This window comes from Spirillospora sp. NPDC048823, assembly GCF_043198445.1.
Lineage (GTDB): Bacteria > Actinomycetota > Actinomycetes > Streptosporangiales > Streptosporangiaceae > Spirillospora.
This window is the reverse complement of sequence record NZ_JBICUT010000008.1, coordinates 1-22,913: the sequence shown is the minus strand read 5'-3', so window position 1 is coordinate 22,913 and position 22,913 is coordinate 1. Positions and strand designations below refer to the sequence as shown.

General features: G+C 74.6%; 21 protein-coding genes. 11 read left to right on the top strand and 10 right to left on the bottom strand.

Annotated elements, in window-relative coordinates; all coding sequences use genetic code 11:
- Window positions 1-7: 7 nt before the first annotated feature.
- Together ACGFK0_RS19650 and menD are read left to right on the top strand one after the other, a co-directional pair.
- Entirely contained in the window at window positions 8-958 is a 951-nt protein-coding gene (locus ACGFK0_RS19650) for an o-succinylbenzoate synthase (RefSeq protein WP_392906556.1), read from the top strand.
- Window positions 955-2,622 (top strand): 2-succinyl-5-enolpyruvyl-6-hydroxy-3-cyclohexene-1-carboxylic-acid synthase, encoded by a 1,668-nt coding sequence (gene menD, locus ACGFK0_RS19645; protein ID WP_392906555.1) that lies wholly within the window; start codon window positions 955-957, stop codon window positions 2,620-2,622. Before ACGFK0_RS19650 ends, menD begins: the two co-directional genes overlap by 4 nt.
- A 136-nt stretch (window positions 2,623-2,758) precedes the next feature.
- Here the strand turns inward: menD and ACGFK0_RS19640 are convergent, their stop codons facing one another.
- Entirely contained in the window at window positions 2,759-3,571 is an 813-nt protein-coding gene (locus ACGFK0_RS19640; RefSeq protein ID WP_392906554.1) for a tyrosine-protein phosphatase, read from the bottom strand.
- Between the two features lie 212 nt (window positions 3,572-3,783).
- Between ACGFK0_RS19640 and ACGFK0_RS19635 the strand changes: the two genes are divergently transcribed.
- Window positions 3,784-4,824, top strand: a complete 1,041-nt coding sequence (locus ACGFK0_RS19635) for a fatty acid desaturase family protein (protein ID WP_392906553.1) — start codon at window positions 3,784-3,786, stop codon at window positions 4,822-4,824.
- A gap of 20 nt (window positions 4,825-4,844) precedes the next feature.
- Window positions 4,845-5,666, top strand: coding sequence for an Fpg/Nei family DNA glycosylase (locus tag ACGFK0_RS19630; RefSeq protein ID WP_392906552.1), 822 nt, complete (start codon window positions 4,845-4,847; stop codon window positions 5,664-5,666).
- 18 nt (window positions 5,667-5,684) lie between these two features.
- Here ACGFK0_RS19630 and ACGFK0_RS19625 read toward each other — a convergent pair whose 3' ends face one another.
- The 5 genes from ACGFK0_RS19625 to ACGFK0_RS19605 form a co-directional block, all read right to left on the bottom strand.
- The gene (locus ACGFK0_RS19625) at window positions 5,685-6,932 is read right to left on the bottom strand and encodes a cation:proton antiporter (RefSeq protein WP_392906551.1); all 1,248 of its coding nucleotides are present in this window, start codon (window positions 6,930-6,932) and stop codon (window positions 5,685-5,687) included.
- Between the two features lie 7 nt (window positions 6,933-6,939).
- Window positions 6,940-7,422 (bottom strand): cation:proton antiporter regulatory subunit, encoded by a 483-nt coding sequence (locus ACGFK0_RS19620; protein ID WP_392906550.1) that lies wholly within the window; start codon window positions 7,420-7,422, stop codon window positions 6,940-6,942.
- Between the two features lie 110 nt (window positions 7,423-7,532).
- On the bottom strand, window positions 7,533-8,768 hold the full coding sequence (locus ACGFK0_RS19615; protein ID WP_392906549.1) for an isochorismate synthase MenF: 1,236 nt from the start codon (window positions 8,766-8,768) through the stop codon (window positions 7,533-7,535).
- Between the two features lie 223 nt (window positions 8,769-8,991).
- Window positions 8,992-9,582, bottom strand: coding sequence for a biotin transporter BioY (locus tag ACGFK0_RS19610; RefSeq protein ID WP_392906548.1), 591 nt, complete (start codon window positions 9,580-9,582; stop codon window positions 8,992-8,994).
- 140 nt (window positions 9,583-9,722) lie between these two features.
- A complete protein-coding gene (locus ACGFK0_RS19605) occupies window positions 9,723-10,412 on the bottom strand; it encodes a spermidine synthase (RefSeq protein ID WP_392906547.1) in 690 nt (229 codons plus the stop codon).
- Window positions 10,413-10,505: 93 nt separating this feature from the next.
- On the opposite strand from ACGFK0_RS19605, the gene ACGFK0_RS19600 reads away from it, so the two are divergent.
- The 4 genes from ACGFK0_RS19600 (at window position 10,506) to ACGFK0_RS19585 (ending at window position 14,446) form a co-directional block, all read left to right on the top strand.
- Window positions 10,506-11,306, top strand: coding sequence for an SDR family NAD(P)-dependent oxidoreductase (locus tag ACGFK0_RS19600; RefSeq protein ID WP_392906545.1), 801 nt, complete (start codon window positions 10,506-10,508; stop codon window positions 11,304-11,306).
- A gap of 93 nt (window positions 11,307-11,399) precedes the next feature.
- On the top strand, window positions 11,400-12,365 hold the full coding sequence (locus ACGFK0_RS19595) for a S1C family serine protease (protein ID WP_392906543.1): 966 nt from the start codon (window positions 11,400-11,402) through the stop codon (window positions 12,363-12,365).
- A 222-nt stretch (window positions 12,366-12,587) separates the two neighbouring features.
- Complete coding sequence (locus tag ACGFK0_RS19590) at window positions 12,588-14,192, top strand: glycoside hydrolase family 10 protein (RefSeq protein WP_392906542.1); 1,605 nt, start codon at window positions 12,588-12,590, stop codon at window positions 14,190-14,192.
- Window positions 14,193-14,239: 47 nt separating this feature from the next.
- Entirely contained in the window at window positions 14,240-14,446 is a 207-nt protein-coding gene (locus ACGFK0_RS19585; protein WP_392906541.1) for a DUF3040 domain-containing protein, read from the top strand.
- A 367-nt stretch (window positions 14,447-14,813) separates the two neighbouring features.
- Here the strand turns inward: ACGFK0_RS19585 and ACGFK0_RS19580 are convergent, their stop codons facing one another.
- Both ACGFK0_RS19580 and ACGFK0_RS19575 read right to left on the bottom strand, forming a co-directional pair.
- Window positions 14,814-15,932, bottom strand: coding sequence for a helix-turn-helix transcriptional regulator (locus tag ACGFK0_RS19580; protein WP_392906540.1), 1,119 nt, complete (start codon window positions 15,930-15,932; stop codon window positions 14,814-14,816).
- Between the two features lie 212 nt (window positions 15,933-16,144).
- On the bottom strand, window positions 16,145-19,072 hold the full coding sequence (locus tag ACGFK0_RS19575) for a hypothetical protein (protein ID WP_392906538.1): 2,928 nt from the start codon (window positions 19,070-19,072) through the stop codon (window positions 16,145-16,147).
- Window positions 19,073-19,187: 115 nt separating this feature from the next.
- Here ACGFK0_RS19575 and ACGFK0_RS19570 point away from each other — a divergent pair, with 115 nt between their 5' ends.
- Together ACGFK0_RS19570 and ACGFK0_RS19565 are read left to right on the top strand one after the other, a co-directional pair.
- The gene (locus ACGFK0_RS19570; protein ID WP_392906536.1) at window positions 19,188-20,312 is read left to right on the top strand and encodes a DMT family transporter; all 1,125 of its coding nucleotides are present in this window, start codon (window positions 19,188-19,190) and stop codon (window positions 20,310-20,312) included.
- Window positions 20,313-20,440: 128 nt separating this feature from the next.
- Window positions 20,441-20,569, top strand: a complete 129-nt coding sequence (locus tag ACGFK0_RS19565; RefSeq protein WP_392906535.1) for a hypothetical protein — start codon at window positions 20,441-20,443, stop codon at window positions 20,567-20,569.
- Between the two features lie 135 nt (window positions 20,570-20,704).
- On the opposite strand, the gene ACGFK0_RS19560 is transcribed toward ACGFK0_RS19565, so the two are convergent.
- Complete coding sequence (locus tag ACGFK0_RS19560) at window positions 20,705-21,172, bottom strand: acyl-CoA thioesterase (RefSeq protein WP_392906533.1); 468 nt, start codon at window positions 21,170-21,172, stop codon at window positions 20,705-20,707.
- A gap of 418 nt (window positions 21,173-21,590) precedes the next feature.
- On the opposite strand from ACGFK0_RS19560, the gene ACGFK0_RS19555 reads away from it, so the two are divergent.
- Window positions 21,591-21,854: a hypothetical protein gene (locus ACGFK0_RS19555; protein WP_392906531.1), complete on the top strand. Its 264-nt coding sequence runs from the start codon at window positions 21,591-21,593 to the stop codon at window positions 21,852-21,854.
- A gap of 111 nt (window positions 21,855-21,965) precedes the next feature.
- On the opposite strand, the gene ACGFK0_RS19550 is transcribed toward ACGFK0_RS19555, so the two are convergent.
- Window positions 21,966-22,697: an HAD family hydrolase gene (locus tag ACGFK0_RS19550; protein ID WP_392906529.1), complete on the bottom strand. Its 732-nt coding sequence runs from the start codon at window positions 22,695-22,697 to the stop codon at window positions 21,966-21,968.
- Window positions 22,698-22,913 lie beyond the last annotated feature (216 nt).

Below are 22,913 nucleotides of genomic sequence, written 5' to 3'. Positions count from 1 at the left end.
TCGGTGGGTGCGGGTCTACTCCATCCCGATGCGGACGCGGTTCCGCGGTGTCACGCGGCGCGAGGGCGTGCTGATCCAGGGCCCCGCCGGATGGGCGGAGTTCTCGCCGTTCCCCGAGTACGGTGCGGCCGAGTGCGCGCGGTGGCTCGCCGCCGCCCGCGAGGCGGCCCACGAGGGCTGGCCGGCCCCGGTCCGGGACCGGATCCCGGTGAACGTGACGATCCCGGCGGTGGGGCCGGAGCGGGCGTTCGAGATGACGAAGGCGTCCGGGTGCCGCACCGCGAAGGTGAAGGTCGCCGAGCGCGGCCAGGCCGACGCCGACGATCTGGCGCGGGTGGAGGCCGTCCGCGACGCGATCGGCCCGGACGGGCGGGTGCGGGTGGACGTCAACGGCGGGTGGGACGTCGAGCACGCCGCGCGGATGATCCGGTCGCTGGACCGGTGGGAGTTGGAGTACGTCGAGCAGCCCTGCGCGACGCTGGAGGAGCTGGCGCTGGTGCGGCGCCGCGTGGACGTGCCGGTCGCGGCGGACGAGTCGATCCGCCGCGCCGAGGACCCGCTGAAGGTGCGGGCGGCGGGCGCCGCCGACGTGGCGGTGCTGAAGGTGCAGCCGCTGGGCGGTGTCGCCGCGGCGCTGCGGGTCGCGGAGGCGTGCGGGCTGCCGGTGGTGGTGTCGAGCGCGGTGGAGACGTCGGTGGGGCTGGCGGCGGGGGTGGCGCTGGCGGCCGCGCTGCCGGATTTGCCGTACGCGTGCGGGCTGGGGACGCTGTCGCTGCTGGAGGGGGACGTCGTCGGTGATCCGCTGTGGCCGGTGGAGGGCGAGATCGGGGTGCGGCGGCCGGTGGTGGACGAGGAGGCGCTGCGCCGGTGGGAGGTCGCCGGTCCGGGGTGGCGGGACCGTGCCGCCGAGGCTCAGGCGCATCTGGGCGGGCCCGCGGTGATCGGGGCGGCGCCGTGAACCCGGCGACGGCGCTGGCGACCGTCCTGGTCGACGAGCTGCTGCGCGGCGGGATGACGGACGCGGTCGTGGCGCCGGGGTCGCGTTCGGCGCCGCTGGCGCTGGCGCTGCACGCCGCGGCGGAGGCGGACCGGGTGCGGCTGCATGTGCGGATCGACGAGCGGTCGGCGTCGTTCCTCGGCCTCGGGCTGGCGAAGCGGTCGGGGCGGCCGGTGGCGCTGGTGTGCACGTCGGGGACGGCGGCGGCGAACTTCCATCCGGCGGTGATCGAGGCGCACGAGTCGGGGGTGCCGCTGATCGTGATCACCGCGGATCGTCCGCCGGAGCTGCGCGACACCGGCGCGAACCAGACGATCGACCAGGTGAAGCTGTACGGGACGGCGGTGCGGTGGTGCACTGAGATCGGTGTCCCGGAGAACCGTCCGGGCATGGTGGCGTACTGGCGGTCGCTGGTGAGCCGCGCGTGGGGGCTGTCGCGGGCTCCGGTGCCGGGTCCGGTGCATCTGAACGCCGCGTTCCGGGAGCCGCTGATCCCCGACGGTGACGAGTCGTGGTGCGAGCCCCTCGACGGTGACGCGACGGGTGCGTGGACGAAGGTGCGCCCGGCGACGCCGGGGTCGGTGCTGCACGTCCCGCCGACGCGCCGCGGCGTGCTGGTGGTGGGGGACGGCGCGTCCAACGTGAAGCGGTACGTGGCGGCGGCTTCGATGGCCGGGTGGCCCGTGCTGGCCGAGCCGCAGGGCAACGCCCGCTACGGCGACCACGCGCTGTCGTCGCATCATTTCCTGCTGGGCGTCCCGGAGTTCGTGGAGCGGCACCGCCCGGAGGTGGTGGTGACGCTGGGCAAGCCGGGATTGTCGCGTCCGCTGCTGTCGCTGCTGCGCCGCGCCGAGGAGCACATCGTCCTGGCGCCGGATCTGGCGCACTGGCCCGATCCGGTCCGGTCGGCGACGCAGGTGGCGCCGGAGGTGGAGATCCCGGTGGTGTCGGGTGACGACGCGTGGCTGAAGTCGTGGCGTGCGGCGGATCTGGCCGCGGCCGCGGCGGTGGACGGGGTGCTGGACTCGGTGCCGGAGGTGAGCGAGCCGCGGCTGGCGCGCGACCTGGTCGCGGCGCTGCCGGGCGGGTCGCTGCTGCTGGCGGCGGCGAGCATGCCGATCCGGGATCTGGACCAGGTGATGCGGCCGCGGCGCGGTATCCGGATCCTGGCGAACCGGGGTGCGAGCGGCATCGACGGGCTGGTGTCGACGGCGATCGGCGCGGCGCTGGCGCATGGCGGCCGCTCGTTCGCGCTGCTCGGCGATCTGGCGTTCCTGCACGACCAGAACGGGCTGATCCTCGGTCCGCAGGACCCGCGCCCCGACCTGACGATCATCGTGGTGAACAACCAGGGCGGCGGGATCTTCTCGCTGCTGCCGCAGGCGGCGCTGGCCGATCCGTTCGAGCGGGTCTTCGGCACCCCCCACCGGGTGGACCTGGAGGCGGTCGCCGCGGCGCACGGTGTCCCGTACCGGCGTCTGGAGGCCGCCGCGGAGGTGCCGAAGGCGCTGGCGGGGGAGGGGCTGCGGATCGTGGAGGCCCGGACGGACCGGAACGCGAACGCCGCGCTGCACGCCGAGATGCGCAAGGCCGCCCACGCCGCCGTCCGCGAGGCCCTTGCCTGACCGGCGTCCCCGGAAACCGCCGGCCGCCTGAACGTTTCACCTTTCAATTTACAACGTAAAGGCGGCGGGCGGAGACGCTCACCTCAATCTTCTAAAAGACAACTCCAACGACGAGAACCTCAGTCGTCGCTGGGGCTCAGCCCAGGAGGCGGGTGCGGAGCGCGTCGGTGTCATCGGTGGTCCAGCCGTGCCCGGACAGCCATCCGAGGGTCCCGCCGAACTGCTCGTCGACCCGGGCGAGGAGTTTCTCCATGATCGCCGCGTGGGGGCGGTGGGAGTCGGCGGGGCGCGAGTCGAGGTCGGCGGCGTAGGTGTCGCTGGCGCGCAGGCGGCGCAGTACGGCCTCCAGCCGTTCGCCGGTCTGGGCGTAGTCGGCGACGATCGCCTCGCGGGTGACCCCCGCGACCTCCAGGGCGAGGGCGCACACGACGCCGGTGCGGTCCTTGCCCGCGGCGCAGTGCACGAGCGCGGCCCCGTCGGTGCGCGTCATGACGCGGAGGGCGGAGACGATGGAGTCGCCGCGGTCGTTGAGGTAGCCGAGGTAGTGACCGGCCGGGCGGTCGGTTTCGGTGCCGCCGGCGGAACGTTCCTGCCAGGGCAGGACCCGGTTCACGTCCACGGCGCCGGGGTCGGCGGTGTCGGCGGCGACGTCGGTGTGGCGTCCGCCCTCGGGGAACAGCGACAGCTGGTGGACGGTCACCGACGGTACCCGTACCAGCGGCCCGGCGCCTTCGAGGTGCACCTCGGCGTCGCTGCGCAGGTCGATGACGTTCTTGAGGCCGTAGTCGTCGAGGAGGAGCCGCACGTCGGCGACGGAGAGGGCCTGGAGGTTGTCCGAGCGCAGCACCCGCGCGCGTCGTGTGGTCCGCCCGTCGGCGGTGGGCAGCCCGCCGAGGTCACGGGCGTTGACCGCGCCGTCCAGTTCGATCCACCGCGTTCCGTCGTCCATGAACTGTGAGCCTATATGGCCGCGGTGCCCGGTCTTTTGCCGAGGGTCCTGTTCGGTTTGGGGGCGTGGCGGGGAGGTAGCTCTACCGGTCCGGGGAGGTAACCGGGACCTGGGAGCCAGGCGGTGGATGGCTCCGTGGCGGGTTACCGACCGGTGTCACACTCCGTAGCTTTGGAGGGAGTCGTCCCCCCTGTTCGGTGATTGGAGCCTTCATGCCCTCAGCCCTGAACGCCCCGCCTGTTCCGCCCGTTTCGCCGGGCCGGGCGGCCGGCAGTGACTTCGCGCCGTTGGCGCGGCGTGTCCGTGAGAGCGGGCTGCTGGACCGCCGTCCCGGGTACTACGTGCGGGCCATCGGGCTGAACCTGGCCGCTACGGCCGCGGTCTGGGGCGCGGTGGCCTGGGCGGGGGACGGGTGGTGGACGGTTCTGCTGGGTGTTCCGCTGGCCGTTCTGGCGGCCCGGACCGGGTTCCTCGGCCATGACGCGGGGCACCGGCAGATCGCCCGCAGTGCGCGGGGGAACCGGTGGCTGGGGTTGCTGCTGGGCAATCTGCTGCTCGGGATGGGGCACGGGTGGTGGAGCGACAAGCACAACCGGCATCACGCCAACCCCAATCATGTCGGGAAGGACCCTGATGTGGGGGAGGGGATCCTGGCGTGGACCGATGAGCAGGCGCGGCGGCAGCGGGGTGTGCTGCGGTGGGTGGCGCGGCATCAGGCGGTGCTGTTCTTCCCGCTGCTGACGCTGGAGGGTCTGAATCTGAAGGTCGGGAGCCTGCTGTTCCTGCGGGGCCGGCGGCGGCGTGATCAGCTGGTCGAGGGTGGGCTGCTGGTCGCTCATGCCGTGGGGTATCTGGCGCTGGCGTTCACGTTGCTGCCTGCGGCGCAGGCGCTGGTGCTGGTCGCGGTGCAGCATGCGTTGTTCGGTGTGCATCTGGGGGCTGTGTTCGCGCCGAATCACAAGGGCATGGCGATGCCGGAGCCGGGGGAGCGGTGGGATCATCTGCGGCGGCAGGTTCTCACGTCGCGGAATGTGCGGGGTGGGTTGTTCACCGACTGGTTCATGGGCGGGTTGAACTATCAGATCGAGCATCACCTGTTCCCGAGCATGCCGCGGTGCAATCTGCGGCGTGTGCGGCCGCTGGTGCGTGAGCATTGCGCGGATGTGGGTGTCGCTTACGTGGAGACGGGTCTGGTGGCGTCGTACCGGCAGGCTCTGGGGCACATGCGTGAGGTGGGGGAGCCGCTGCGGTAGGGGCGGGTTATGCTCCGGCCATGCCGGAGGGACATACCGTTCATCGTCTGGCCGCCGAGCATCAGCGGATGTTCGGCGGCCGTCGTGTTGCCGCGACCAGTCCGCAGGGCCGTTTCGCCGATGGGGCGGCGTGGTTGGACGGGCGTGTTCTGGTGGTGGCGGATGCGCACGGCAAGCATTTGCTGCTGGGGTTCGATGATGAGCGTACGTTGCATGTTCATCTGGGCATTTATGGGCGGTTCGTGTTCGGGGCGTTGCCGGTGCCGGAGCCGGTGGGGGCGGTGCGGCTGAGGTTGGCGGGTGCCGGCGGGTTCGCGGATCTGCGTGGGCCGAGCAGGTGTGAGCTGCTGGATCCGGGTGAGGTGAAGCTGCTGCGTGACCGGCTGGGGCCTGATCCGCTGCGTGGGGACGCCGATCCGGAGGTGGCGTGGCGGCGGGTGAGTCGTGCGCGGACGCCGGTCGCGGTGCTGTTGATGGATCAGTCGGTGGTGGCGGGTCCGGGGAACATCTACCGGGCTGAGGTGCTGTTCCGGCAGGGGATCGATCCGCGGTCGCCGGGGCGTCGGCTGACGCGGGAGCAGTGGGCGGGTATCTGGGCGGATCTGGTGGTGTTGATGGCCGACGGGGTGCGGGACGGCCGGATCGACACGGTGCGTGCGGAGCATACGCCGGAGGCGATGGGGCGGCCGCCGCGGGTGGACGGTCATGGCGGTGAGGTGTACGTGTACCGGCGGGCGGGGCAGCCGTGTCTGGTGTGCGGGGCCGAGGTGCGGGTGGTGGAGCTGGCGGCGCGGAATCTGTTCTGGTGTCCGGGGTGCCAGCCGCCTGTGCCGGGTGGGTGAGGGCGGCCGGGGCGGGGTTCAGACGGCGTCGGCGGTGTGGTGTTCTTCGTCGGTGTGGCGGAGGGTGGGGACCGGTACGTCGTCGTCGGTCTGGGGGGCGCGGCGTTGGGCGCGGCGGGTGCGGAGGCGGCCGGCGAGGGGTTCGGTGCCGCGGGCGATGACGGGGCCGGCGACGGCGAGGATGAGGACGTAGGCGGCGGCGAGGGGGCCGAGGTCGGCGCTGATGCCGGCGCTGACGGCGAGGCCGGCGATGACGATGTTGAATTCGCCGCGGGGGACGAGGGCGGCTCCGGCGCGGAGGCGTCCGGTGATGGCGACGCGGGCGTGGCGTGCGGCGATCCAGCCGCTGCCCATTTTGGTGAGGATGCCGATGAGGGCGAGGGCGGCGGCGATGCCGAGGACGGGTGGCAGGTCGCCGGGGTCGGTGTGGAGGCCGAAGAAGACGAAGAAGACGGCTGCGAAGAGGTCGCGTAGGGGTGCGAGGAGTTTCTGGGCGGTGTGGGCGAGGGTGCCGGACAGGGCGATGCCGACGAGGAAGGCTCCGACGGCGGCTGAGACCTGGAGTTGTTGTGCGATGCCGGCGACGAGGAGTGTGAGGCCGAGGACTTTGAGGAGGAGGACTTCTTCGCTGGGGGAGGCGACGAAGCGCTGGACGAGGGTTCCGTGGCGGAGTGCGATGTAGAGGATGGCGGTGATGGTGGCGGCGGCGATGCCGAGTGCGGCGGCGCCGCCGAGGAGTCCGGCGCCGGCGAGGAGGGCGGTGAGGATGGGGAGGTAGGCGGCCATGGCGAGGTCTTCGAAGACGAGGATGGACAGGACGGCGGGTGTTTCCTTGTTGCCGAGCCAGCCGAGGTCGCCGATGACTTTGGCGGTGATGCCGGAGGAGGTGACGTAGGTGATGCCGCCCATGGCGACGGCGGCGACGGGTCCCCAGCCGAGCAGGAGTGCGGCGGCGACGCCGGGGGTGGCGTTGAGGGCGAGGTCGGCGAGGCCGACGGGTGCGGAGGTGCGCAGTGTGCCGACGAGTTCGTCGGCGGTGTATTCGAGACCGAGGGTGAACAGCAGGAGGATGACGCCGACTTCGGCGCCGATGGAGACGAATTCTTCGCTGTCGGTGAGGGGGAGGATGCCGCCGGAGCCGAAGGCGAGGCCGGCGATGAGGTAGAGGGGGATGGGGGAGATGGAGAAGCGGACGGACACGGCGCCGAGGAGGCCGAGGGCCAGGATGATCGCGCCGAGTTCGATGAGTTGAACGGCCGACTGCATGCGGGGGTCAGCCGTTGGCGAGGATTTGGGCGACCGCGGCGGTTCCTTCGCCTGTTCCTACGACGACGACGATGTCTCCGGCGGTGAAGGTGAAGTCGGGGCGGGGGCTGGCGATGACCTTGCCTTCGCGGACGACGGCGACGATGGAGGCGCCGGTGCGGGTGCGGGAGCGGGTGTCGCCGAGGGGGCGTCCGTCGTAGGGGGATCCGCCTGCGATGGGGATTTGTTCGGTGACGAGGCCTTCGACCTGGCGGTGGAGTTCGGCGAGGTGTTCGATGATGCGGCCGGTGCCGAGGAGTTCGGCGATGGCGCTGGCTTCGTCGCCGGACAGCGCGACGGTGGCGATGCAGCTGTCGGGGTCTTCTTTGTCGTAGATGACCAGGTCGCGTCGGCCGGTGCGGTGGGAGATGACGCCGAGTTGGCGGCCGCGTGCGGTGGTCATGACGTGCTGTAGGCCGATGCCGGGCAAAGCGGTCCGTTCGACGTCCACGGTGCTTCGTCCTCCGTCTGTGTGTTGCGTGGTCGTCCATGACCGTACATGGGGTACGCCGGGTTTGTGTCGCCGGGTGCGGTGTGTGATCGTCGCAGTTCGGGGGCGGGTCAGCCGTGGAGGGCGTACTGCATGGCGCGGAATTTGGTGCGGGCTTCGGCGAGTTCGGCGTCGGGGTCGGAGTCGGCGACGATGCCGCAGCCGGCGAACAGGCGTGCGCGGGTGCCGTCGATTTCGGCGCAGCGCAGGGCGATGCCCCATTCGCCGTCGCCGCGGGCGTCGACCCAGCCGACGGGGCCGGCGTAGCGGCCGCGGTCCATGCCTTCGAGTTCGCGGATGAGGTCCATGGCGATGTCGGTGGGGGTGCCGCAGACGGCGGGGGTGGGGTGGAGGGCGGCGACGACGTCGAGGACGGAGCGGTCGGTGTCGAGGTGTCCGCGGACGGGTGAGGCGAGGTGGGTGAGGTTGGGCAGGGTGAGCAGTTCGGGTTCGGTGGGGATGGTGAGGTCGGCGCAGAGGGGGGTGAGGGCGTCGCGGACCATGTCTGCGGCGTAGCGGTGTTCTTCGCGGTCTTTGGCGGAGGTGAACAGGTGCTGGGCGCGGGCGTGGTCGTCGGCGGGGCCGGTGCCGCGGGCGGTGGTGCCGGCCAGGACGAGGGATTCGATGTGGTCGCCGGTGCGGCGGATGAGGAGTTCGGGGGTGGCGCCGACGAGGCCGGCGCAGGAGAAGGTGTAGCAGCCGGGGAAGCGGGTGGCGAGGCGGTGCAGGAGGGTGCGGGCGTCGATGGGGGTGTCGGCGCGGGCGTTGAGGTCGCGTGCGAGGACGACTTTGCCGAGGTGGCCTTGCCTGATGCGGTGGACGGCGGCGGCGACGGTGTTCTTCCAGGCGTGTTCGGGGAGTGCGCCGTCGGTCCATTGGAGGTGGGCGGGGGTGTGCGGGGGGTTGGTGTGGGTGTGGGGGTCGGTGTCGCCGCCGATGGTGGTGAGCCATGCGGTGCCGTTGCGGCGGCCGAGGATGCGGCGGGGGATGATGAGGGTGGAGTCGGGGGATTTTGGGTCGAATCCGAAGGAGCCGAAGGCGACGGGGCCGGTGCCGGGGAGGGCGATGGGGTCGTCGACGGCGGCGGCGGCGAACAGTTCGCGGAGGTGGTGTTCGGCGGCGGCGAAGCGGTCGGTTCCGCCGGGGAGGGTGAGGCGGGCGGCTTCGCCCCAGCCGACGATGCCTTCGCCGTGGCGGATCCAGGCCAGTGCGGCGGGGTGGGGAAGCCGCGCGATGAGGTCGCCCGGGTCGGGGACCGGGACGGTGCGGACGGACAGGCGGTCCGGTGCTGTCACGGCGAGCTTCACGCATGCCACTGTACGACAGATTTGAACCTGTTCAAACGGGCGGGGCGGGGGTGTGCGTGAGGTGTGCGCCACACGGGCCGTGCCCGGTGGTGCGCGGCTGGCGGCTGCCTGCGCTCGTCGGCTTGGCGGGGTGGCGGTCCGGTGTGCCCATGCCCGCCCGTTCCCGGGGCATGCGCGGGGCGCGGGTGCGGGTCGGGCGGGCATGGGCGGGGGGGGGTGCGGGTCAGCGGCCGCGGGCTGCTCCGGTGAGTTTCCACGCGGCGGGCAGCAGGCCCGCCGCCAGGAGGACCTTCAGTGCGTCGCCGGCCAGGAAGGGGGTGACGCCGAGGTCGAGGGCGCGGCCGAGGTCGATGTGCAGGGACGCCATGAGGTAGGGGACGCCGGCGGCGTACATGATGGCGGTTCCGGCGAGCATCGTGGCGATGGTGCGCAGGGGGGTGCGGTCGCCGCCGCGCTGTGCGAGGGCGCCGACGGCGGCCGCGGCGGCGGCGAATCCGATGACGTAGCCGAGGGTCGGGGCGCCGGTGCCGGATCCGGCGTCGGTGAACCAGGGCACGCCCGCCATCCCGGCCAGCAGGTAGACGATCATGGCGAGGCCGGCGCGGCCGAAGCCGAGCGCGGCGCCGGACAGCAGGACCGCGAAGGTCTGCCCGGTGACCGGGACCGGTGTGCCGGGCAGCGGCATCGCGAGTTGCGCGGCGGCGCCGACGAACGCGGCGGCGCCGGCGACGAGGGCGGCGTCGCGGGCCAGGGAACCGGGCAGCAGGTCGCCCAGGACGGCGGGGCGCCGCTGGGCTGCGTGGGCAGTAGCCACAGATCCTCCCAAATAGGTGTTGTCAGCCCGAAACCTAGCGAATGGGGTTTACGGTTCGGTTCAGCCGGGTCACCGAACGGGCCGGAACGGGGGCGCGATGGTGCGGGCCGGTGGTGCGGGCCGGGGACGGGCCGGTGGTGTCAGGGCGCGGCGGGGCGGGGCCCGGACGCGAGGTAGACGATGTCGGGTTCGCCGCGCGGGACGGGGACGGGCCGGGCCCGGACGCGGGTGAACCGGCTGCGCAGCAGCGTCTCGAACGCCGGTGCCGCGTTCGCGCTCCACACTGCGAGGGTGCCGCGCGGGGTGAGGCGCCCGGTGATCAGGTCCAGGCCGGCGGGGGCGTACAGGCGGGCGTTGCCGGGTGTGACCGTCCAGTCGGGGCCGTTGTCGATGTCCAGGCACAGTGCGTCGAACCGGCCGCCGCGGGGGGAGGCGAGGTAGTCGAGCAGGTCGGCGTGTTCGACGGTGACGCGGGGGTCGTCGAGGGCGCCGCGCGACCAGGGCCGCAGTTCGGCGGCGTGCCAGGCGATCACCTTGGGTTCGCGTTCGACGACGGTGACGTGTGCGATGCCGGGGAGGGTGAGGGCCTCGGCGAGGGAGAACCCGACGCCGAGGCCGCCGATGAGCAGCCGCGCGGGGCCGTCCAGGCCGTCGGCCGCGGCGCGGACCAGGAGCCGTTCGGACGCGCCGCCGCGGGTGTCCATGAGGAACACGCCGTTGCTGATGATCTCGTAGTGGGCGCCTGCGCGGCGCAGCACCAGTTCGCCTCCGGCGCCGTCGGCGCGTTCGATCACCACCGGTTCACCGGTCGTCCCCGCGGCGCTGCCCATGCCCGCACCCTAGCCGCCGCCGCGGGGCCGCCGTGCCGCGTCGCCGATCTTGGGTCTGGGCGGGTGCGGGGGGTGTCGGCTACGGTGCCGGTCATGCCCGATTCTCCCTCGTCCGGTGGCCTGCTGCCGGGGCGCCGCATCCTGGTCGTCGGCGCGGGGACGAGTCCCAGCGACGATCCGTCGGCGCCGGTCGGCAACGGCCGTGCCATCGCGATCACGGCGGCGCGGGAGGGCGCCCGGGTCGCGTGCGCCGACGTCGACGCCGGCGCCGCCGGGCGGACCGCCGCGATGATCGCCGACGGGGGCGGGGACGCGTGCGTCGTGGTCGCCGACGTCACCGACCCCGTGTCGTGCGACCGGGTGGTGACGCAGGCGGCCGAGGGGCTCGGGGGGCTGGACGGGGTGGTGTTCAACGCCGGGATCGGTGCCGGGTACGGGCTGGCGGGCACGGCGCTGGCCGACTGGGACCGTGTCCTGCACGTCAACCTGCGGGCCCCGTTCCTGGTCGGGAAGGCGGCGATGCCGGCGCTGGAGGCGGGCGCGGCGATGGTGTTCATCGGGTCGCTGGCGGGGACGAAGCCGGGGTCGCGGTCGCCGTCCTATGACGCGTCCAAGGCGGGCCTGGCGGGGCTGGTGCGGCACATCGCGGCCGAGGGCGCGCCGCGCGGTGTGCGCGCCAACGTCGTGGCGCCCGGCCTCATCGACACCGTGATGGGTCGTGCCGCGTCGGCGGGCAACGAGGGCCGCGACCGTGCCGCCGGGCTGATCCCGATGCGGCGGCAGGGGACCGCGTGGGAGGTCGCCGACGTGGCGGTGTTCCTGATGTCGGACCGCGCGTCCTATGTCACCGGCCAGGTCGTCCACGTCGACGGCGGCCTGTCCACCCTGCGCTGAGCCCCCCGGCGGCGGCGCCTGGCCGGGCGCGGCGGGAACACCTCTTCTCCTTCGGTGGTTACCGTGTAACGATGTAATCATCCGGGAGGTGCGATGATCCCCGACCCCCAGGACGGCGGTCCGCCGCTGGACGCCTACTCCCGTGTCGTGTCCGCCGTCGCCCGCGAGCTGACCCCGCGCGTGGCCGCGCTGCGCGTGCGGCACCGCCGCGGTGAGGGCAGCGGATCGGCCGTGGCGTTCACCGGCGACGGGTTCCTGATCACCAACGCCCACGTCGTCGGGGCCGCGGCCGGCGGGCAGGCCGCGTTCGCCGGCGGCGCGGCCGGCGCGTTCACCGTCGTCGGCACCGACCCCCTGTCGGACCTGGCCGTCGTCCGCGCCGACGGCCCCGTCCCCGATCCGGTCACCCTCGGCGACAGCGACGCCCTGGTCGTCGGGCAGCTCGTCGTCGCCGTCGGCACCCCCCTCGGCCTCACCGGATCGGTCACCGCCGGGGTGGTGTCGGCCCTGGGCCGGTCCCTGCCCGCCTCGCAGCCCACCCGCAACGGGACCGCCGTCCGCGTCATCGAGGACGTCATCCAGACCGACGCCGCCCTCAACCCGGGCAACTCCGGCGGCGCGCTCGCCGACGCCCACGGCCGCGTCGTCGGCGTCAGCACCGCCGTCGCCGGGATCGGCCTCGGCCTGGCCGTCCCCATCAACGCCATCACCCGCCGCATCATCGGCGCCCTCATCCGCGACGGCCGCGTCCGCCGCGCGTTCCTCGGCCTGGCCGCCGCGCCCGTCCCCGTCCCGGCGGCGCTGCGGGCCCGCACCGGGCAGGACGCGGCGCTGCGCGTCGCCGAGGTCGTGCCCGCCAGCCCCGCCGACCGGGCGGGGCTGCGCCGCGGCGACCTGGTCCTGACCGCCGGCGGGAACCCGGTCGCGCACGCCCAGTCCCTGCAGAAGCTCATGTTCGCCGAGGCGATCGGGCGTCCCCTGCCCATCACCGTGCTGCGCAACGGCGCCATGGTCGACGTCATCGCCGAACCCGTCGAACTCGACGCCGAGTACACCTAGCCGCGCGGGCGGGCGCGCGGCCGGCGTCGCCGCCTCCCCGGCCGAGGTGAGCACGTCACCCTCGTCGGCGTAGGAGCCGCCCTCGACGAGTGCCTGCGCGCCCTGCCCACCGCGGCGCCCCTGCCGTACCGCGCCGAACTCGGCGGCGACTACGACGCCGACCTGGTCCTGCGCGTCGTTTCGTACGCAGCATCCCGTCGCGTGGGTGAGAATGGGCGCGCTATGTGGCGATCCAAGATCCGAATTGCGGCGGCGGCACTCACGGCGGCGATGTCGGCGGGGGCGCTGGCCGGCTGCGGCATCCCCGCCCTCGGCGGCACCGACGAACGCGGCGACGCCGCCCGCGCACCCGTCCCCGCCGGCGCCGACGCCGAATGCGCCGGCGTGCCCGCACCGGACGGCGGCAAGGGGCGGCAGCTGCGCGGCATGTGGATCGCCACCGTCGGCGGCATCGACTGGCCCAAGGACACCGGCGACTCCGCCGCCGAGCAGAAGAAGCGGTTCACCCGGCTGCTGGACACCGCCCGGCAGATGAACATGAACGCGGTGTTCGTGCAGATCCGCCCCAATTCCGACGCGTTCTACGACTCGCCCCTCGAGCCGTGGTCGCAGTGGATCACCGGGACGCAGGGCAAGGACCCCGGCTACGACGTCCTGGCGTTCATGCTCAAGGAGGCGCACGCCCGCAACCTGGAGTTCCACGCCTGGTTCAACCCCTACCGCGTCTCCCGCGACGACGACCTGAGGAAACTGTCGCCCAAGAGCCCCGCGCGGCAGCACCCCGAATGGGTCCGCGAGTACGGCGACGGCCTGTGGTACGACCCGGGCATCCCGCAGGTGCGGGAACTGGCCACCAAGGCCGTCATGGACGTCGTCGGCAAGTACGACATCGACGCCGTCCACTTCGACGACTACTTCTACCCCTACCCCGAGGACGGCGAGTTCCCCGACCAGGCCACCTACAAGGCCCACGGCGGCGGCATGGACAAGGACGACTGGCGGCGCCGCAACGTCGACCTCCTCGTCGAGGACCTGTCCCGCCGCATCCACCAGTCCAAGCCGTGGGTGCGGTTCGGCATCAGCCCGTTCGGGGTGTGGCGCAACAAGTCCAGCGACCCCGCCGGATCCGGCACCCGCGCCCTGCAGAGCTACGACGACATCTACGCCGACACCCGCAAATGGATCACCAAGGGGTGGCTCGACTACGTCACCCCCCAGCTGTACTGGCCCATCGGCGACCCCCGCGCCGACTACGCCGAACTCGTCGCCTGGTGGGCCCGGCAGGTCGAGGGCACCGACGTGCACCTGACCATCGGGCAGGGCGCCTACCGCGTCGGCGCCGACTCCGCCTGGAAGGACCCCGCCGAACTGTCGCGCCACCTCACCCTCAACGCCAGATACCCGCAGGTGGACGGCGACGTGTTCTTCAGCGCCTCCGACATCGCCGAGAACCGCCGCGGATTCGCCCAGCGGCTCCGCGACGACCACTACGCCCGCCCCGCCCTGCGGCCCGCCGCCGCCGGAGGCAAGGCGCCCCCGCCCGTCCAGGACACCACCGCCGCCCCGCACGGCGACGACGGCGTCAAGGTCACCTGGCGGCCGTCCGAGGGCGCCGCCGTCTACGCCGTCTACCGCGTGGACGGCGAACGCGCCGCCTGCGCGCCCGTCGACCCCGCGCACCTCGTCGCCGGCGTCCGCGGCGGCGGCATCATCGACCCGTCCGCCGAACCCGGCCGCACCTACACCTACTACGTCACCGCACTGGACCGCCTCCACCACCAGAGCGCCCCCGCACGCGGCGTGACCGTCACCACCCCCAAGGGATAATGATCATGCTCCGTGGGGAAGAACCAGACACCTGACCCCCCGGAGGTATGAGCATGGCGCTGTCGATGGAGGAGCAGCGGATCCTCACGCAGATCGAGGTCCGCCTGAGCGAGGACGACCCGCGGCTGGCCCATCGCCTCGCACGGCTCGGCGCACCCCGCCGCCGCCGCGCCCGCACCGTCGCATTCGCCGCGGCCGCCGTCATCATCGTCCTCGCCGCGATCGGCGCCGCGATCGCGGCGGCCGCACTATGAACCCGCCACCGTGACACCCCCACCGTGACACCGTCCCGGCCCCCCGCCCCGGACACCGACGGGACACCGCCGCCGCGCACCCGGCGGCCCCCGGCCCGGGGCGCGGCGACCGGGGCGCGGCCCCGCCCGCCCGGACACGACGTCCCGCAGACGCGCGAACGCCGAGGCCCCGACGAGATGAACCTCGCCGGGGCCTCGGCGTTCAGGCCGGTGTGGTGGTCGCCTCACGGCGAAAGGCACAACGAAGCTCCAGCCCGGACCGCATGGGACCGGCGGTATTCCCCGAAGGCATCAGGTAGAGCCCGGGGGACACATGCCACACCGACCCACCCACTGTAACGGCTCCCCGCGAGTGCCCCCGCCCGGGTCACGCCTGCAGAGGGCAGCGGTCCACGATCCACACCTCCTCGCCGGCGCCGCCCGGCGGCGCCGGCGGCGGCCCATCGGCCAGGCGGTCCAGATGCCACTCGATGTGGGCGAGGGGGCCGCGCCACCCCGCCAGCAGGTCCGCCAGCGGACGCGGAGGCCCCGGCGGGCCGTAGGGGCGCGGGTCGGGCAGCTCGGCCTCCCACAGCGCGTCGTCGCAGCCCGCCGCCCAGTGCCCCACCGACTCCAGCACCTCCTGCAGATCGCGCGCCAGCTCGCCCAGGGACCGCAGCGCCATCGCGTCCTGGATCATCCGCTCCCGCGCGTCGAAGGGCATCTCCCGGCCGAACCCCTCCGGGAACCGCGGGGGCCGCCCGGACAGGACCGGCTCCTCACCCGTCGCCGCCGCCCGGATCGCCGCCGCCTGCCACCGCGTCCACTCCGCCAGATGCCCCAGCACGCACCGCAGCGCGGCACCGCCCGTCCCGCCGCGGACCTCCGCCGCCGCGTCCCGCAGCCGGGACCGCACGAACTGCAGCCGGTCCAGCGTCCACGCCCGCGCCCGCGCCGCACCCGCCGGGCCGCGCGGCCCCGGCTCGGCCGGGGGACGCGGCACCGGCACCCGCAGCGCCGCCAGCAGCGCGTCCAGATCGCGGACCTCCGCGGCCCGCCCCGACAGGAACGCCGCGCCGATCCGGTCCAGCCGGAACATCCGCGGCCCGTCGCGCATCCGGCACCACCCCACCAGGTACTCCGCGTAGGGGGCGACGACCAGGCCGTGCGCCTCCACGTCGCGGAAGCTGCGCGACCCCGCCTGGTCGGTGTAGGCGAGCCGGACGACGCGGCGGCCCCGGACGGCCTCGGCCAGGGTGTCGTGCACCGGGCCCGTCAGCGACCCCGCCTCGCTCAGCGCGTCCGGCGCCGGCGCGTCCGGCAGCACCACCCCTCGGCCCTTCACCGGCCGCACCGGCAGCCCGCCGTGCGTCAGCAGCTCCAGATCGCGGCGGACGGTCCGCTCGCTGACCCGCAGCCGCCCCGCCAGCGCGGCCGGGTCCAGAGGCTCGGGGGAGGCCGCACGCAACTCGGCGACGAGCGCCAGCAGCCGGTCAACGCGATCCACACCCCCATCGTGACCCCGCCCACCGACATTCCGCCGCCGCACGGGGGCCCAGATCGCCTGCGGGAAAGGCGAATCGAGCCCCCGAGACCACCCCGTACCGGCCGGGGCCGCGGCCGAGCACGGACACGGCAGGTACACGGCAAGGACGGTGCCGGGCACGGACACGGCCGGGCACCGGCCGATCGAGGCGCGCGCGTCCGGGGACGGCGCCGTCAGCGGCCCGACAGCTCCGCGGCCAGGCCCTCGAAATCGGCCGCCGTCAGCGACAGCGCGCTCCCGATCGCCTGCGTGGCCTCCGCACTGCCCAGATGCCGTGTCGCGGCCCGGTCCAGATAGGCCTCCACCAGCCGTGCGCCGGTCAGCCGCCCCCGCGCACGCAGCGTTCCCACGTCGCGGTTCACCACCGTCCAGGCGTCCGGGCCCAGCCGCAGGCGGCGTTCCTCGGCCAGCAGCCCCACCAGCGCCGAACGCGCCTCGGGGACGTCAAGGTCCGGCAGCCGCACGGCCCGCAGATCGGTCACCAGCTCCGGCGACGCCGCCGACAGCTCCCCGACCCGGTCCGGCTCGCACGTCGCCAGCAGCGCGGTGTCGTTGACGCCCTCCAGCCGCGCCCGGTACAGCACCGACGCGTACGCCGGGCCCTGCGCCTCGTCGAGGATCAGGCCGTCCAGGCCGTCCAGGAGCAGGACATGGCCCGCGTGCTCGTCCAGCACCGCGCGCAGCCCGTCGGGGCCGTGCTCGCGCAGGTCTTCGGCGTGGGCGCTGTGGACCTCGCCGCTGGAGGCCTCCACCTCCGCCAGCGCCGCCGCGGCCATCCGCGCCAGCCGCCGCTGCCCGCTGGACGGCGACCCGATCAGCAGCAGCGCCGGCGCCGACGCGCTGGACACCTCCTGCCCCCGCAGCCGCCGCGCCCACTTGCCGCGCCGCCGCACCTCGGTCACCACGCGCTCGATGTCGTCGGCGCCGCACAGGAACCGGATCCCGTACGCCTCGGCGATCTGCGGGCTGTGCTCAGGGACGGGCGCCGGAGGCATCGGCGGCGGCGGCTCGGGAACCGGCGCCGGAGGCGGAGGCAGATCCGCCTGCGGAGCGGGACCCGGCGGCGGCGCCGAAACCGCGGGGGCGTCGGCGCCGGGCCACGCGGGACCCGGGTCGAGCTGGGTCCGGAACGCGTCGGTGTCCAGCTGCGTCCGCTGCGGTTCCGGCGGCCACACCGGCTCCGCCGGCGGCTGAGACTCCGCCGGAGCAGGCGGAGGCGGGGGCGGGGGCGGGGGCATGGGCGGCGGGGCCGGGGGCGCGGCGTCGGCGGTCGTCGCGTCGGGCGGCGGCCACTCCGGCGCGGGCGGCTCGGGCACGGGCGGCTCGGGAACGGGCGCCGGAGGCGGCGCCGGTGAAGAGGGCGGTGAAGAGGGCGGTGAAGAGTGGGGCGCCCCCGGCTCGAACGGATCCGACAGAGACGGGGAGGACGAGGGGGGCGGGGGAGCGGGCGGGGGCGGGGGCGGCGCGGGCTGCTCGTGACGGGCCGGCGGTCCCGGGAAGGGCGGCGGGGAGACCGGCGGCGCAGGCGGCGGCACCGGCGATGCGGGTGCGGGCGGTTCCGGTGCGGCCGGGGGCGGCACCGGCGCGCCGGGGGGCGGGGCAGGCGCCACCGCGGGCGGCGGGCCCGGCGCGTCCGTCGCCGGCTCGGGCACCGGCGCCACCGGGCGGTCGGCGCGGTCGGCGGCCATGTGGGCGCGGGCGGCCTTGATGATGTCCCACGCCGACAGCTCGTCGGTGGACGGCGGGGTGTGCATCGCCGGGGACGTCAGCTCCGCCGCGACCGCCTGCGGCACAGCGAAACCCGCCGCCGGCGGCGCGACCTGCGCCAGCCGGCACCACGTCAGCCCCAGCGTGTAGGTCGTGGACAGCAGCGCCGCCAGCGCGTCGGCGTCGTCGGTGCGCAGTGCGTCCGGCAGCCGCCCGTCGCGCGGCCACAGCGACCGCAGCGGGTTGGCCGGGTCGCCCAGCACCGCCTGCAGGGTGCGGGAGCTGTCGGGGTCCAGCCACCGCTGCAGCGCCGGCAGCACGCCCGGCGCGGCCTGCAGGTCGGCGGCCAGCACCGCGATCCCGGCGCGGCGGACCTCGTCGTGGCCGCGGCCGGGCGCCGCGGGGCGGGGGCCGGTCAGCCCGGCGACGATCTGCTGCAGGTCGTACAGGGCCAGGCGCAGGTACTCGCCGGGCGCGGTGTCGCGGACCATCGGCGTGGCGAACTCGGCGGGGCAGCGGCGCCGCCATTCCTGCAGGATCGCCTCGGGCCCGTACCGGACGGTGGCCATGTCCTGGTTGACCATCCGCAGCGACGCCGCCGTCACCGCCGCGAGGGCGTCGGCGCCGGGACGGAACCGGGGGTCGGCCTGCAGCCCGGCGGCGACCTCGTACATGACGCGGGCGATGTGGGCGGCGCCGCCGCCGTCGCCGGCGCCCAGGCGGTGGATGTAGTAGCCGGCCAGGGTGGCGAAGTCGGGCGGCATCATCCAGTGCAGCCGGTCCGCCGAGGTGGTCAGGAACGGGATGAACGACTCGATCAGCGGATGCTCGGTCAGCACCACCGGGGACCCGGCGCACCACAGCAGCGCGCCCCACGCGGCGGCGACGGTGCTGGGCGTCCCGGGCTGGAACATGGGGTCGCGCTGGGCGAACTGCTGCGGGTTGACCGCCAGCGCGGTGGTGAGGGCCTGGGAGATGCGCGCCACGACCGCGGTGTCGGGGACCGGGCCGAGGAATCCCAGCGGCGCGACGCGCCCGGCGGACAGGTCCGGGCCGGTGGGGTACAGCTGCGGCGGGACGGGCGGGATCCCCGCGCCGGGCGGTGCGGGCACCGCGACGCGGCGGTCCTCGAACGCCTCGGGCGGGGGGCAGGGGTGCCAGGCGCCGTCCAGGCCGCACCGGTACCAGCGGCCCCACGCCCCGTACAGCCACCATTCGCCCGCGCCCCACAGCATCCGCGCGGCGATCTGGCCGGCGCGGTCGGCGGGCTGGGCGGTCTGCCACCAGGGGGACGCCACCAGCTCGCGCACGTTGCCCTCGACCGCCGCGAACAGGTCCCCGCTCGGCCCGCCTCCGGTTCCACCGGGCCCCGCCCCGGCCGCCTGCCAGCTCATTCGGCGAATAGTAGTCCCACCGGGCGGCGCGTCCGGCATCACCGCAGTCACGGCCCGGTATCCCTCCGGGCGGGCGTGCTCCCCGCCATCGACGTGTAAGGAGCGTTATGGCACCATGCTCATTAGCCCTTGCGGGCGGGTGAACGGACGGACGCACGGTGCGGCGCGGGGGTGGGCGGTGGGGGCGGCGGACGGCGCGGCGCGGACGCGCGCCTGGGGCGTGGGCCTGGTGCTGGTGTCGTCGGTGTGCTTCGGCGCGTCCGGGCCGTTCGGCAAGGCCCTCATCGAGGCCGGGCTCGGCCCGCTGCAGGCGGTGTGGCTGCGGATCGCGACCGCCGCGGTGGTGCTGGTGCCGGTCGCGGTCGTCCTGCGGGGACGGTCGGCGGCGCGCGGCCTGCGCCCCCACCTGGGCCGCCTGGCCGTCTACGGGCTGACGGGCGTCGCGGGCTGCCAGGCGTGCTACTTCGTGGCCGCGTCGCGGCTGCCGGTCGGCGTGGCGATCCTGCTGGAGTTCAGCGGCCCGGTGATCGTGCTGGCGTGGCTGCGGCTGGTACGCCGCGTCCCGGTGCACCGCACCGCCGCCGCCGGCGTCGCGGTCGCCATGGCCGGGCTGGCGATGGTCGTGCAGGTGTGGGCGGGCCTGTCGCTGGACCCGCTCGGCCTGGCCGCCGGGTTCGGCGCCGCCGCCTGCCAGGCCGCCTACTTCCTCATCGTCGACCGCCTCGCCGGGCAGGTCGACCCGCTGGTCATCACCGCGTCCGGCACCGCCGTCGCGGCCGTCGCGCTCACCGCCCTCGCCGCGCCCTGGGCGCTGCCGTGGGACGTGCTGCCCGCGCCGGTCCCCGTCGCGGGGTTCGCCGCGCCCGGCTGGACGCTCGTCGCCTGGATCGGCGTCGTCAGCACCGTGGTGGCCTACCTCACCGGCGTCGCCGGGCTGCAGCGGCTCCCGGCGCAGGTCGGCGGCGCGATCTGCTACACCGAGGCCGTCGCGGCCGCCCTCATCGCCTGGGCCGTGCTCGGCGAACGCCTCACCCCCGCGCAGATGCTCGGCGGCGCCATCGTGCTGACCGGCGCCTACCTCGCCCAGCGCGCCGCCGCCCGCCCCGCCGGCCTGCCCGCCGAACCGCCCGCCGAACGGCGCGGCGGCGCCGTGCCGGACGCGGCACGGACGTCCTCGCCGCCGAGCAGGCGGGCGCCCGACACCACCGGCGCCCCCTCCGCGACCGCCGCCGAAGCGTAGCGGCGGCACCGGGCCGGTCGGGGCGGGGCGGGGAAAATGAGTGTCGAGACCGCCACGTCGGCGCCGCCGCCGCGCAGTTCCCCCGCTTCGAGGGGACCGTCGCGCTCGTCCTGGACGCCTCGGCGTCCATGCGCGGCTACGGCGACCGTGAATGGGCGGTGCTGTCGCAGGCCGCCGCGCTGCGGATGGTGCTGTCGCAGGTGTGCGCGCGGCCGGCCCGCCGATCCCGGGCGCCGCGCCCCCTGTTCGCCCGCTGAACCCCGCGGGGCCGCCCGGAAAAGGGTTGCCCCGGGGGTGCGGCGCCCAGTTGAATCACCCGTGCGGGAACTGTGCCGGGCACCTCAGGCGGAACCCGATTCCAGATCGGGATGCGCGCGATGTCGGAGACGTCGTCAAGGCGATTGAGCGCCCGACGCCGCGCCGGCCGCCTGTCCCGCCCCGTCCGGGCCCGCCCCTTCCACATAGGGCTCCAGGGCCGCCCTGACCTCCGGCGGCATCTCCCGCTTGGCCTTGGACGCCGGGTCGATGAACACATGCCGCACCTCCCCGTCGGCGATGACCCGCTCACCCACCCGGAACACCGGCCGCACCACCATGCTCGTCACCCCCAGGCGCGCCACCGGCATCGACACCTCCACCAGCTCGTCGAACCGGGCGCCCTCCCGGAACCGGATCCGGGACTCGGCCACCACCAGGTCGTAGCCGTCCTGCACCATCTGCCCGTACTCGCCGATCAGCGCCCGCCACATCTCCGTCAGCGCCACGTCGTAGAAGAACAGGTAATGGCCGTTGAACACCACGCCCTGCTGGTCGCACTCGCTGTACCGCACCCGCAGCCGATGCGCGAAAACATCACCCATACCGGGCATCCTGCCGCATCGCGGTGAGGTGGTCGGCGCGGCCCCGCAGATACCGCCGCTCGGGCACGCTGGTGGTCGGGCGCCAGCAGCCCCGCGACCTCCCCGGTCAGCTCGGCGCGCCGCAGATCCGGGCCCGAACCGGCCGTGCACCCCTCACTGAAGATCAGGTACAGCACGTGCAGGACGGCGCGCATCCGCGCGTCCCGCTCACCCGCGGGCGGCAGCCGGAACCGGCCGCCCGCCGCCCTGATGCGCTGCACATGGCGCGGCTGATGCGCTGCGCCATCGTCGCCTCCGGCACCGGGAACGCCCGCGCGATCTCCGCCGTGGTCAGCCCCCCGCCGCCCGCGGCGCCAGCGCGACCAGCTCGTCCGGCGGAGTCCGCGCCGCCGCGCCCGCACCGTGGCACGATCACGGCATGGCCGAAGTGCTGCTGTTCCACCACGTGCAGGGGCTGACGCCCGGTGTGCGCGGCTTCGCCGACGCGCTGCGGCGGGCTGGCCACACCGTCCACGCCCCCGACGCCGCCCGCGCCCTCGTCTCCGAAACCGCCGGCGCCGAGCTGTTCCTCTACCCCGGCGACCGGCACCTGTTCACCGACAGCAGCCTGCCCTCCTACGACGGGCAGGCGTGCGCGCTGCTCCTGCGGCGGTTCACCGCGTTCCTCGCCGCCCTGCCCTGACCCGGCCCCACCGGGCCCGGGGGCACCCACCGGGCCCGGTGGGTGAGCGGCACCGGACCCGCCGTCCCCGGCCGCGCAGGCGCCCGTGAGCGCCGGACGCTCTCACGAATGTCAGGCGTCCATGCGCGCCAGATGTCCGGGCAGGTCGGTGAGCCGCTCGATGCGCGGTACCGCCCGGTCCGCCGCCGGTGACGGCCCGCCGGTGACGAAGTCGACGCCGCGGTCCAGCCAGACGCCGGTGAGCCCCGCGAGGGCGGCCGCGTGCACGTCGCTCTCCAGCATGTCGCCCACGTTGACCGCCCGCCCGGGGTCGGTCCGCATCCACCGGCAGGCGGCGGCGTAGGCGCCGGGCTTGGCCGCGCCGAGCTCGGACGGGGTCAGGACCGCCTCGAAGTACTCCAGCAGGCCGAAGCGGGCGAGCTTGGCGCGCTGCTGCCCTGGGTCCCCGTTGGTGAGAACGGCCAGACGCGGCCCCCGCGGAAGTCGCTTCAGGCTCTCCAGGCAGGGCCGCACATCGGGATAGGACCGCCAGGACTCCTCGAACGCGGTGAGGTAGCGCTCGGCCATCCAGGCGTCCAGACGGCCGGGATCCTCGGGAACCGGCTCGCCGAGCGCGGGCAGGAAAGAGCGGAGCCTGCGCCGGTGGTGCTCGGCGAAGGAGCACCGGCCGGCCAGGTACTCCCGCATGTGGCGCCCCTCCAGCGTCCACCACAGCGCCACCAGCTCCTCCGGCGGAGCCGTCGCGTCCGGCGCGGCCCGGACGATCTGGCCGATCGCGTCCCACACCGCGCCCCGGTGATCGACCAGGGTGCCGTCCAAATCGAAGAAGACCACATCCGCCACGGGCCGATCCTCTCAGGCGCGACCCGCGGACCGCCGAGGGGATCGCCGAGACCGAAGGCCGCCGCCTGCGCCGCTGGGGCCCCGGGAGCACTGACGGAGCCTCGGCCGGAAAACCGTTTGAGGCCACGTCCAGGCGGGTGGTGTATGAGAAGGCCACCTCGCGATCTATTAACTAGTTAAGCACCAATTGCCTCAATTGTCACATCGGCATCATTG

Bases quoted from the DNA above. Each gene is read 5' to 3' on its own strand.
- ACGFK0_RS19640 (WP_392906554.1), bottom strand. From the start codon at position 3,571: ATGGACGACGGAACGCGGTGGATCGAACTGGACGGCGCGGTCAACGCC.
- ACGFK0_RS19635 (WP_392906553.1), top strand. From the start codon at position 3,784: ATGCCCTCAGCCCTGAACGCCCCGCCTGTTCCGCCCGTTTCGCCGGGC.
- ACGFK0_RS19630 (WP_392906552.1), top strand. From the start codon at position 4,845: ATGCCGGAGGGACATACCGTTCATCGTCTGGCCGCCGAGCATCAGCGG.
- ACGFK0_RS19625 (WP_392906551.1), bottom strand. From the start codon at position 6,932: ATGCAGTCGGCCGTTCAACTCATCGAACTCGGCGCGATCATCCTGGCC.
- ACGFK0_RS19605 (WP_392906547.1), bottom strand. From the start codon at position 10,412: ATGGGCAGCGCCGCGGGGACGACCGGTGAACCGGTGGTGATCGAACGC.
- ACGFK0_RS19600 (WP_392906545.1), top strand. From the start codon at position 10,506: ATGCCCGATTCTCCCTCGTCCGGTGGCCTGCTGCCGGGGCGCCGCATC.
- ACGFK0_RS19595 (WP_392906543.1), top strand. From the start codon at position 11,400: ATGATCCCCGACCCCCAGGACGGCGGTCCGCCGCTGGACGCCTACTCC.
- ACGFK0_RS19590 (WP_392906542.1), top strand. From the start codon at position 12,588: ATGTGGCGATCCAAGATCCGAATTGCGGCGGCGGCACTCACGGCGGCG.
- ACGFK0_RS19585 (WP_392906541.1), top strand. From the start codon at position 14,240: ATGAGCATGGCGCTGTCGATGGAGGAGCAGCGGATCCTCACGCAGATC.
- ACGFK0_RS19575 (WP_392906538.1), bottom strand. From the start codon at position 19,072: ATGAGCTGGCAGGCGGCCGGGGCGGGGCCCGGTGGAACCGGAGGCGGG.
- ACGFK0_RS19570 (WP_392906536.1), top strand. From the start codon at position 19,188: ATGCTCATTAGCCCTTGCGGGCGGGTGAACGGACGGACGCACGGTGCG.
- ACGFK0_RS19565 (WP_392906535.1), top strand. From the start codon at position 20,441: ATGCGCGGCTACGGCGACCGTGAATGGGCGGTGCTGTCGCAGGCCGCC.
- ACGFK0_RS19560 (WP_392906533.1), bottom strand. From the start codon at position 21,172: ATGGGTGATGTTTTCGCGCATCGGCTGCGGGTGCGGTACAGCGAGTGC.
- ACGFK0_RS19555 (WP_392906531.1), top strand. From the start codon at position 21,591: ATGGCCGAAGTGCTGCTGTTCCACCACGTGCAGGGGCTGACGCCCGGT.